The organism is Pseudomonas sp. PS01300 (assembly GCF_029960155.1).
Classification (GTDB): domain Bacteria; phylum Pseudomonadota; class Gammaproteobacteria; order Pseudomonadales; family Pseudomonadaceae; genus Aquipseudomonas; species Aquipseudomonas palmensis.
Window position 1 is genome coordinate 1 of sequence record NZ_JASCPN010000011.1, and the last position, 11,462, is coordinate 11,462.

Here is an 11,462-nt window from a genome sequence, read left to right on the forward strand (position 1 = left end):
GGGCCTCGCCGCTGCAGACGATGCGGGTGAGGCTGGTGCAGCTCGGCACACCGGCATCCAGCAGGAAGGCCTGCAGCATCGACGGTACGAAGTGCAGGGTGCTGACCTGGTGCTGGTTGATCAGCGCTACCAGCCTGGCCGGGTCGCGGTGGTCGCCAGGAGCAGCGACCACAAGGCGCGCACCGGTCATCAGCGGCCAGAAGAACTCCCACACCGACACGTCGAAGCTGAACGGGGTCTTCTGCAGTACCGTGTCGCTGGCGTCCAGGGCGTAGGCCTGCTGCATCCAGCACAGGCGGTTGGTGAGTGCGCTGTGGCGGTTGCCGGCGCCCTTGGGATTGCCGGTGGAGCCAGAGGTGTAGATGACGTAGGCCAGGTTCTCCGGGTGCAGGGCAATGTCCGGGTTGCTCTGGGTGTGCTCGCTCAGGTCCAGCGTGTCCAGGGCCAGCAGCGGTACGCCTTCGGGCACCGGCAGCTGTGCCAGCAGGTGCTGCTGGGTCAGCAGCAGAGCGATGCCGCTGTCGTCGAACAGGTAACCCAGGCGCTCGCGCGGGTATTCCGGGTCCAGCGGCACGTAGGCGCCACCGGCCTTGAGGGTCGCCAGCAGGGCGACGACCATCTCGATGCTGCGTTCCATGGCGATGCCGACCAGCACGTCGGGGCCGACACCGCGTGCAATCAGCGCATGGGCGAGCTGGTTGGCACGGCTGTTGAGTTCGGCATAGCTCAGGTGCTGCCCGCCGAACACCAGGGCCGGGGAGCCGGGGTTCCGCTCGACCTGGTCTTCGATCAGCTGGTGCACGCAGCGTTCGAGCGGGTATTCGGTGCTGGTGGCGTTCCACGCCTGGACGACCTGCTGGCGTTCGATCGGCGCGAGCATCTCCAGCTCGCCCAGGTGCTGGCGGGGGTTGTCGCGCATGCGTTCGAGCAGGTTGAGCAGGTGCTCGCCGATGGCCTGCACGCCCGCGTCGCTGAAATGCTGTCGCGAATAGCTGGCATGCAGCACCAGCGAGTCGCCAACACTGATGGCCAGGGTCAGCGGGTAGTTGGTCTGTTCGTGATAGTCGACTGCACCGAATGTCAGCCCGGCGGGCGCCTCCTGTTCCAGGGCTTCGGCCACCGGGTAGTTCTCGAACACCAGGATGTTGTCGAACAGTGCCTCGCCCTGTTGACCGGACCAGCGCTGGATATCGCTCAGCGCGGTGTGTTCGTGCTCACGCAGGCCAAGGTTGATTTCCTGCACCTGCTGCAGCCAGCTGGCCACGCTGACGTCGGGGCGCGGGCTGGCGATGACCGGCAGGGTATTGATGAACAGGCCGATCTGCTGTTCCACGCCCGCGATATCAGCCGGGCGCCCGGCCACGGTGGCCCCGAAACATACGCAGCGCTGGCCGCTGTACTGTTGCAGCACTACCAGCCAAGCGGCTTGCACGAGGGTGTTGAGGGTGACTTTCTGCTGGCGTGCGAAGTCGTTGAGGCGTTGAGTGCGTGGCGCATCCAGGCTCAGGTAGCAGGCGCCATGGCCCTGCGCCGGCGTGCTGTTGACGACCGAATGCGCGAGCCGGGTGGGCTCCTCCAGGTCGGCCAGTTGAGTGTGCCAGTAGGCCTGGTCAAGTACGGCGTCCTGACGGCCGAGCCAGTCGATGTAGTCGCGGTAGCGGCCTGGCGGGGTAGCGAGGGCCTGGCCGCTGTAGCGGCGCAACACTTCGCCGAGCAACTGCGAGGTGCTCCAGCCATCCATCAGGATGTGGTGGCTGGTATGGATCAGGTGATAGTGCCCAGGTGCGGTGCACACCAGCACAAGCCTGAACAGCGCAGCCTTGTCCAGCGCCAGGTCCTGTTGCAGCTGCTCGGCGGCCAGTGCGTCGAGCGCGCCCGGCAGGTCAGCGCGTTGCTGCCAGTCGAGCAGGCTGAACGGCACGCGCATCTGCCTGTACACCGCCTGCAGTGGCTGCGCCATTTCGCCTTGCCAGAGGAACACCGTGCGCAGGCTGTCGTGTCGGTCGACGGCGGCCTGCCAGGCTTCGGCGAATGCCTGGGGGTCCAGGCCGCTGATGTCCAGGCGCATCTGGTTGATGTAGCTGCGACCGTCCAGGTCGTGGGCTTCCTGCTCGTAGAGGGTATGGAACAGCATGCCTTGCTGCAGCGGCGACAGCGGATAGAGGTCGTCAATCAATGCCAGGTCGATCGGCAGGGCATCCAGTTGCGCTTGGTCGAGCCCGGCCAGCGGGAAGTCCGACGGGGTAGCGCCCTGATTCAGGCTGTCACAGCAGTGGTCGATCAGTGCACCGAGCTCTGCGACATAGTCCTCTGCCAGACGCTCTATCACCTGCGGGGCGAAGCGGTTCTGGTCATAGGTCCAGCTCAGGCTCAACTCGCCGGCGTACACCTGGCCATTGATGCTCAGCCAGTTGCTCAGCGGGGCATCGGCGTGTTTCTCGGCACCGGCCGCTTCGCTGGCCGGTATCAGCAGCGGTTGCTGGGTGTCATCGAAGCTGGTGTCGAACTGGCCGAGGTAGTTGAAGGTGATACGTGCATCTGGCAGCGCCTGCAACACGTCGCGCACGGCTTGCTCGCCCAGGTAGCGCAGGGCACCGAAACCGATGCCTTTGTCGGGTATGCCACGCAGTTGCTCCTTGACCTGCTTGATGGTGGCCTGCAGGTCATGTCCCGCCGACAGCCGGAGCGGGAAGGCACTGGTGAACCACCCCACGGTACGGGTGAGGTCCAGCCCTTCACTCAGCTCTTCGCGGCCATGCCCTTCGAGCTGGATGAGGTTGTCGGCCTGTCCGGTCCAGCGTGCGAGTACTCGGGCCAGCGCGCTGAGCAGCAGGTCGTTGACCTGGGTGCGGTAGGCCGCAGGCGCCTGTTGCAGCAGGCGACGCGTGCGTTCGCTGTCCAGGTGCGAATCGAGCAGCGCGACCTGTGCCGGTGCGCCCATGGCGCTCCGGGCATCGGGCAGGTCGGCTGCGATGGCCTGGTGCTGGTCCAGCCAGTAGTCCAGCTCGCCGATGGCCTGGCCCCTGGCATGCTCGCGCAGCGCCTGGGCGAAGGCCTGCAGCGAACTGGTACGGGCCGGCAATTGGGGGGGCTGGCCAGCCAGGCACTGCTGGTAGGCGCTTTGCAGGTCATCAAACAGGATGCGCCAGGAAACCCCGTCGATCACCAGGTGGTGGGCTACCAGTAACAGGCGTTGACGCCCATCGGCCAGGCTCACCAGCAGCGCGCGCAGCAACGGGCCGTGTTCGAGGTCCAGGCTGCGCTGGGCGCGTTCGCACAACTGCTCCAGTTCGCGATCATCGCACGCCACCGCTTGCAGCAGGGCGTTGTGGGCGTCGGCAGGCGCGCGGTAGACGCTGTTCCAGCCCTGTGCCTGCTGGGTGAAACTCAGGCGCAATGCGTCGTGGTGGTTGATCAGGGTGTTCACTGCCTGTTCCAGCACAGCGGCATCGAGTGGCTGCCCGGCCGGCTTGAGCAGGACCGACTGGTTCCAGTGATGACGTGATGGCACCGGCGTATCGAAGAATGCCTGCTGAATCGGCAGCAGCGCGACCGTGCCGCTGGCCGGCCCCTGGTCGATGTGTGCAACCGGGTCGTCGAACTGTGCGACCTGGGCCAGCCCCTGCACGGTCTGGTGCTGGAACAGCTGTTTGGGAGTAAAGCGAATGCCAGCCTGACGGGCGCGGCTGACCACCTGGATGGAGACGATCGAGTCGCCACCCAGTTCGAAGAAGTTGTCGTTCAAGCCGATGTTCGGCTGCTTGAGCACCTCCTGCCAGAGCATCGCGATCTGGCGTTCCATGGCGCTTTGCGGGGCCGCGTACCGGTAGCCGGTGGGCGCGGTGTCGGGCATAGGCAAGGCCTTGCGGTCGAGCTTGCCGTTGCGTGTCAGGGGCAGGCCGTCGAGCAGCAGCAAGTGGGCCGGTACCATGTAGGCCGGCAGTTGCTGTTTGAGCCCGGCGATCAGGGCCTGGCGCAACTGGTCCTGCGCCTGAGCATCGGGCAACGGCCGGGTGGCCACCACATAGGCCACCAGGCGCTGGCTGCCCAGGTAGTCCGGGGCCAGTACCACGGCTTCGGCCACCTGGGGCTGTTGCAGCAGGCGTGCCTCGATCTCGCCCAGTTCGATGCGCAGGCCGTGCAGCTTGATCTGGTGGTCGATGCGGCCGACATAGTCGATCACGCCGTCGTCGCGATAGCGGGTCAGGTCGCCACTGCGGTACAGGCGCTCGCCGTGTCCGGCGAAGGGGTCTGGCACGAAGCGTTCGGCGGTCAGCCCGGGCCGGGCGTGGTAGCCGCGGGCCAGGGCCACGCCACCGATCAGCAGCTCGCCACTGACGCCGATGGCGCAGGGGTTCAGCTCGTGGTCGAGCACGTGGGTGCGCAGGTTGCTGATTGGCTGGCCGATGGGCACGATGGCGCCGTCGGGCGTGGCCGGCACGCTGTAGCAGCACGTGTCGATGGTGGCTTCGCTGGGCCCGTAGAGGTTGTAGATACGTGCGTCGCTGACGCTGCGCAGTTGCTGCACCAACGCCGGGCTCAGCGCTTCGCCGCCCAGCAGGATTGCCCGCAGGCTGGCCAGTGATGTGCGCTCGGCCTGACCCATCAGGGCTTGCAGCAGCGAGGGCGCGGCTTGCAGCACGGTGATGCGCTGGGCCTGCACTTCGGGCCACAGCAGCGACATGTCGTCGTTCAGTTCAGGGCCAGCCAGCACCAGTTGCGCGCCGTTGAGCAACGGCAGCCAGAACTCCCAGACCGAGGCATCGAAGCTGAACGCGGTTTTTTGCAGCACCCGGTCCTGGGCCTGCAATTGCAGGGTCTGCTGCATCCACAGCATGTGGTTGGTGAGTGCGCCATGACGAACCTGCACGCCCTTGGGGCGACCGGTGGAGCCGGAGGTGTAGATGATGTAGGCCAGGTTGTCCGCGTCGACCACTGGCGTCGGGTTGCTGTCGGCATACCCCTGCAGTTCGTTGTCGGCCTGCTCCAGCAGTATGACCGGCAGGGCCTCGGGCAGCAGCAGGCCAGGGTGCACCGATGCCTGGGTCAACAGCAGTGCAATGTCGCTGTGCTCGATCATGTAGGCCAGGCGATCCTGCGGGTAGCCGGTGTCCAGCGGCACATAGGCGCCCCCGGCCTTGAGCACGCCCAGCAGCCCGATCACCATCTCCAGGCTGCGCTCGCACGCAATGCCCACGCCGACCTCTGCACCTACGCCCAGTTCCAGGAGCTTGTGCGCCAGGCGGTTGGCGCGCTGGTTGAGTTGACGATAGGTGAGAGCGGCACTGCCCAGGCGTACGGCGACGGCATCCGGGGTGGCGTGCGCCTGACGTTCGAACAGGGTCTGCAGGTTGGCATGCGCGCCGAAGTCCGTGGCTGTGGCGTTCCAGGTGTGGAGGGCCATCTGCTGTTCGGCACGCTCGAGCATTGGCAGCTCGCCCAGGCGCAGTTGAGGCGTTTCGACAAGCCCCTGAAGCAGGTGCTGCCAGTGGCCGGCCAGACGCTTGATGGTCTGTGGCAGGAACAGTGCGGTGCTGTAGCTGAACGTGGCGTCGATCTGCTGCTGGCTGTAGTCGATCTCCAGCGACAGGTCGAACTTGGCCTGCTGCTGCTCGACACCGAGAAATTCCACCTCCAGGCCATCCAGGCGTAGTTGTGCTGCGTCCTGGTTGGCCACGCGCCAGTTGAACAGCGTCTGGAACAGCGGGTTGGCCTGGGTGCTGCGTTGCAGTTGCAGGTCTTCCAGAATCAGCTCGATGGGGTAGTCGGCGTGCTCCAGTGCGGCCAGCGACTGTTCGCGCAGGCGTTGAAGAAATTCGGCGACGGGTTGCGCGCCGTCGAGTCGGGCACGGTACACCTGGCTGCTGACGAAGAAGCCGACCAGCGCCTGTGTCTGGCCCTGGCTGCGGGTTGCATTGGGCACGCCGACGGTGAAGTCGTGCTGGCCGGTATAGCGACCCAGCAGCAGTTGCCAGGCACCCAGCAGCACGATGAAGGGGGTCAGCCCCTGTTGCTGGCAGAACCGCTGCAGGGCGCTGCCCAGCGAGGCCGGCAGGGTTAGGCAATGGTTGCCGACGAGGTGTAGCTGGTCTGGTGCATGCGGCCTGTCGAAGGGCAGGTCCAGGCTCGGCAGCTCGCCGTCGAGCACTTGCTTCCAATGGGCGGTCGCGCGTTTGTGGGCGGCGCTGAGCGGGTACTGCTGGCGCTGCCAGTGCGCATAGTCGGCGTATTGGATCGACGGCCGCTGCAGGCCACCGGGCAGGCCTGCCTGCGCTTGCGCAAAGGCTTGGGCCAGGTCCTGCAGCAGGATCGCATTGGACCAGGCATCGGACACGATGTGGTGCATGTTCAGTAGCAGCACGTGCTCGCTGGCACCGGTACGCAACAGCGTGCCGCGAATCAGAGGTGCCTGGCTCAGGTCGAACGGTTGGGCCAGGTCGGCGTCATGGTGCCGGCGTATGGCTGCGTCGCGCTCGGTGGCGGGCAGTTCGCCCAGGTTGTGCCGTGCAAGTATCAGTCGCGCCTGGCGGTCGACCTGCTGCTGCGCCAGGTTGTCGATTTCGACGAAGCGGGTGCGCAGGATATCGTGCTTGTCGATCACTGCATTCAACGCCTGCTCCAGCGCGTCGGCGTTCAGCGGACCGTTCAGGCGCAGTGCGCGCGGCAGGTTGTAGGCACAGCTCTGCGGGTCGAACTGCTGCAGGAACCAGAGGCGCTGCTGAGCGAAGGACAAGGCGCCATGCGTGGGTGCGCAACCGGCCTTGATCACGTGTTCGGAGCCGGCTTCGTCGGCCAGCAGCAGGGCCAGCAGGTCGTCGTCGGAGGGGTGATTCATCTGGTTCATGTCGATCTCGTCGCCGTCGGCAGAAATTGAGCGTTGTCAGGAAGACGAAGGGCGACGAATGCGATTTAGTTGCAAAGGCGGGCAGCGGCGAGCGGCGGTGCGCTCGCCGGTTCAAGGCGTTCAGGCGAAGACTTTTTCGCTGACCACACGACCGCCGTGCATGCGCACCAGTTGGTCGGCCACGTCGAAATAGCGGTCGTCGTGGGAGATCACGATGATGGTCTTGCCCAGGCGTTTGAGATCGGGCAGCAGCTCGGTGTAGAAGATCCGGCGGAAGGTCGGATCCTGGTCGGCGGCCCATTCGTCGAACACCAGCACCGGGCGCCCGTCGAGCCATGCATTGACCAGGGCCAGGCGCTTGCGCTGGCCGGTGGACAGGTCGGTGGTGGTGAAGGCGCCGTCGCGCACGCTGACCTTGTGCGCGATCTCCAGGCGTTCCAGGTACTGCGCGGCATCGTCGGGCAAGGCGCCTTCGCGCTGCACCAGTTCGTCGAACAGGAAGTAGTCGGCAAAGATGGTGGTGAACAGCTGGCGGTAATCGTCCAGGCCAGGCGCATCAACAGCCTTGCCGTTGAGCAGCACCATGCCCTGTTGCGGCGTGTACAGGCCCAGCAGCAGCTTGATCAGGGTGGTCTTGCCGCAGCCGTTCTCGCCGACGATGAACAGGATCTCGCCGGGCTCGATGTTCAGGTTGACCGGCCCCAGGCGGAAGGGCGCGGCGCCGGGTGCCGCCGGGAAGCTGTATTGAACGTCGCGCATTTCCAGGCCCTCGAAGGCGTCTGCGGGCTTTTCTGCAGCGCTGAGCAGCAGGTGTGGCTCGGGCGAGGAGAAGCGCTCGGCCAGGTCGGCGATGCGGCGGAAGGCGATTTGCGCCCGGCTGATGATCGGGATGTTGCCGATCAGGTTCTCCAGTGGGCCTTTCATGTACAGCAGTACCAGCACGAAGCCGCTCAGCGCGGTGGGGTTGCTGGCCGGCCAGAACGCCTGCAGGGCCAGGGCCAGGCCGATGACCACGAAGAACAGCATCGAACCCAGGCTCTTGGCGATCACGAAGATGTTGATGGCGCGTACATGGGTATCGCAGATGAAGTCGGCGGTGCCCTGGATGTTGCGGGTGAACATGGCGTGGCGGCGTGGGCGGTGGATGCGGAGTTCCTTGGCGCCCTCGGCGATTGCCTGGTAGTGCTTCTGCAGGTTGTCCTCGGCGTCGCGCGCGGCATGGAAACCCTTGACGCCGCGGCGCTGGGCAAAGAACTGCACCGCCGAACCGATGCCGATGGCGATCAGGGTCATCAGGCAGATCGGCCAGGACAGCATCGCCAGGTAGCCCAGGCAGCCGATCACCACGGTCAGCGAGATGGCCAGTGGCGCGAACGAAAAGGCGAAATCGCTGATGGTGTCGACGTCGTGGGTCAGCACCGGGATCAGGCGGTGGGTACGGTAGCGCTCGATCTGCTCGATCGGTGCGGCGAGCACCTTGGCGCCCAGGTCCTTGCGCAGCTTGGCGATGATTTTCTGGCCGACGTAGTTGCTGCCGATATCGGCCACGATGGTGCTGAGCAGGGCCAGAACGCATAGCCCGGTAAACGCCAGGACCACGCCCTTGCCCATGCCGCCGGCATCGTGCAGGCCCTGGTTGACGGTGGCCAGCAGGGCGGTGACGCTCAGGCCTCCGACGATACCCAGCGCGATCGAGGCGATCACGATGGCGCGGTAAGGCCTGAGCAGGCTGAAGAGTTCGCGAATGGCGCTACGCGGTGCTGCGGTCATGAAACTACCTCGGTCGCGACGTGGCTACGTGCTAAGGGCGAGTGGACCCGCGCACGGCGGGCTGTCTGAAACTGGACGAGTGGATGCGCGGGGGATTTAGTGAGGGCGCCGGCGCGGCACCGGCGCCCTGGCCGGTCGGCTACAGGTCGCGCATCACACGAAAGCCCAGCCAGTCGCCGGCGTTGTCCGAACAGCGGTCGTTGCGGTTGCCTGAGCGCGAGAAGATCGGCGCTTCGGTCCAGTCGTTGCCGCGGATGTGCCGGTAGTCGCAGGTGGGGTCGCTCGGCTTGGAGTCAATCCAGGCGCTGCCATCGGTGGGTGCGCCGACGTAATCGTCATGCACGCTGTCGGCGACCCATTCGTAGACGTTGCCGTGCATGTCGTACATGCCGAAGGCGTTGGGGGGGAAGCTGCCCACCGGGGCGGTGAAGCTGAAGCCGTCTTCAGGCCCGTAGGTGTTGGCATGCCTGGCGATGCTGTATTCCTTGCCTTCGTCGAAGGGGAACGGGAAGGGGCCGGTGCTGCCGGCACGTGCGGCGTACTCGCGTACCGACTCGCTGAGCATGCGGTAGGGCTTGCCGGTCTTGTTCGACAGCCAGTCGATGTAGCGCTGCGCTTCGTGCCAGGTCATGCAGACGGCGGGGTGACGCGCGGTGGTCGGGTAGCTGGGGTTGCCGGCGCTGCATTTGCGGCCGGGGCGGTCATCGGCGTCGGGCATCTTGTAGCCGGTGTCGCGCAGAAATGCCTGCCACTGGCCGATGGTCACGGTGAAGCGGCTGACGGCAAATGGCTTGCTGAAGGTCACCTGGTGCAGCGGGCCTTCGTCGGGCTGGCGGCCGACTTCGTCATCAGGGGTGCCCATGGTAAAGCTGCCGCTGGGCAGCACGACCATTTCAGGGCAGTCCTTGCAGTCCTGGAACACCTCGCCCGGGGGCGGTACGGCGGCGTGTGCGGCGGGCATCAGGCAGGCGAGCAGGGCACCAAGGGCCAGTGCGTTGCGCCAGGGGGTCGGGATCATCTGGGGTCTCCATGAGGGGCGGATCGCTGCACGCAGGCAGGGACGGTACGCGGTGTGCTCCCCAGGAAGAACGAGCGCAGGGCCGATTAATTTATCCGGCACCGGGTGTGGCGCCGACACTAAATTTAACCTTCAAGCCTACGTCCTAGCTTGGATAAAGCCTGCTTCCAGGCTGATACAGGTAGGGCAATGACGATATCTCGACGAGGATTTGTCGCAGGCCTGGCACTGACCGGTGCTGCGGTGCCTGCTGCGTTGTACGCGCACAAGGAACTGACGCGACCCGAGCATCCGGTTACCCCAGGGGAAGCCAGGGTCGAGCTGCCGGATACGGCAGGACGCCAGTTGGCCGATCAGTTGCGCGGGGTGTGGAGCCTGCGCCTGGAAGGGCGCGATGCGGGACTGGACGGCCTGGCCACGCATGACCTGGAGGTGTTCATCGACATTGCACCGCGCGGGCGCGCGGTTCGCGGTTTCATCGACACCGCGCAGGCCCTGCGTGCCCCCGCGGCCCCGCGCTACAGCCTGCTGGGCGACCTGGCCACGCCGGGAGCGGGGGAGCTGACGTGGCGTCTTTTCGATCGGGAGCAGGGGCTGCAGCAACCGGTCTACGAATTGAGCATGGTGCTGGATGAGGTGTGGGGTGAGTTTGCCAATGCCGGCAGCGGCACGCTTACCGGGCGCATTGCGCGCCTGGACCGCAGCCTTGCCCTGGTACAGCAGGACAACCGTTTTGTCGCCACCCGCAAGCTGTTCCCGGAAGCACGCGAGCGCATCGGCTTGCAGCCGGCCCTGCTGAACTGGCTGATTTCCGACGAGCACAGGTTGTTTCACCAACTCTGGCACGCTTCGCGTGACCAGTGGCACTCGTTGCCCGAAGACAAGCGCAATGCCTTGCGCGGGCTTGGCTGGCAGCCGGGAACGCGCGAGCGCGAGCGCGATGCGCGGGGGCCGACCAAGGACCGCAATGGCTCCGGGGTGGATTTTCTGTTCATGCATCGACATATGCTGCAGACCGCGCGGGGGCTGCAGGACCTGCCTTCCTGGCCGCGCTTTCCGGCGCCACAGCCGGAGCTTGAACGCGACCGCCTGGGCTTTGCGCGCTACTTCGACAACCATGATGGCTGTGCGGTGCCGCCGACCTGGCTGGCGCCGGGGGATGCCGAGTACACCCAGTGGGTCAGTGACATCAAGAGTGCCGAGACCTACCACAGCAATTTCGAGGTATGGGAGTCGCAGTACCGCGACCCGCGTTACCTGTCGCGCCTGACCCTGGGGCAGTTGGGCTCGGAGATGGAGCTGGGCCTGCATGACTGGCTGCACATGCGCTGGGCGTCGGTGCCGCGTGACCCGTCCAACGGTGCGCCAGTACCCATGGCGCGTGACCTGGACGACTTCTCGGCGCGTTGGTATGGGCCCGAAAACGACTTTCTCGGCGATCCGTTTTCTTCCCATGTGAACCCTGTGTTCTGGCTGTTCCATGGCTGGATCGATGACCGTATCGAAGACTGGTTCCGCGCCCACGAACGCTTCCACCCCGGCCAGGTGACGCGTAACCGGGTCAATGGCGTACCGTGGTTCGCCAAGGGGCGCTGGGTCGATATCAGGCAGCCCTGGCTGGGCCCTGTGACCCATGGTTGCAGCACCACGCCAGGCCTGCAGCCGGGCAAGAGCGTGGAGATGGACCCGGAGACCATGAAGCTGGCGCTGCGGGTGATCGTCGCCAATACCAAGGACAAGCAGCGTTTCAAGGGGTTGCTGCGCCGGGTGCCGCAACGCCCCTGGTACGCGCGTCACCTGGTGGTCACGCGTCGCACCTGAGGGCAGGTG

Annotated in this window: 4 protein-coding genes; 1 reads left to right on the top strand and 3 read right to left on the bottom strand. The window is 65.8% G+C overall.

Features of this window, described 5'->3' with window-relative positions; all coding sequences use genetic code 11:
- From QMX96_RS08460 to QMX96_RS08470, 3 genes are all read right to left on the bottom strand, one after another.
- Positions 1–6,844: non-ribosomal peptide synthetase (locus tag QMX96_RS08460; protein ID WP_282361620.1), on the bottom strand; the 6,844-nt coding region annotated here is incomplete at its 3' end.
- A 120-nt stretch (positions 6,845–6,964) separates the two neighbouring features.
- On the bottom strand, positions 6,965–8,614 hold the full coding sequence (locus QMX96_RS08465; RefSeq protein ID WP_274097190.1) for a cyclic peptide export ABC transporter: 1,650 nt from the start codon (positions 8,612–8,614) through the stop codon (positions 6,965–6,967).
- 139 nt (positions 8,615–8,753) lie between these two features.
- Complete coding sequence (locus tag QMX96_RS08470; protein ID WP_258662447.1) at positions 8,754–9,632, bottom strand: formylglycine-generating enzyme family protein; 879 nt, start codon at positions 9,630–9,632, stop codon at positions 8,754–8,756.
- 189 nt (positions 9,633–9,821) lie between these two features.
- Here QMX96_RS08470 and QMX96_RS08475 point away from each other — a divergent pair, with 189 nt between their 5' ends.
- A complete protein-coding gene (locus tag QMX96_RS08475; protein ID WP_104572890.1) occupies positions 9,822–11,453 on the top strand; it encodes a PvdJ/PvdD/PvdP-like protein in 1,632 nt (543 codons plus the stop codon).
- Positions 11,454–11,462 lie beyond the last annotated feature (9 nt).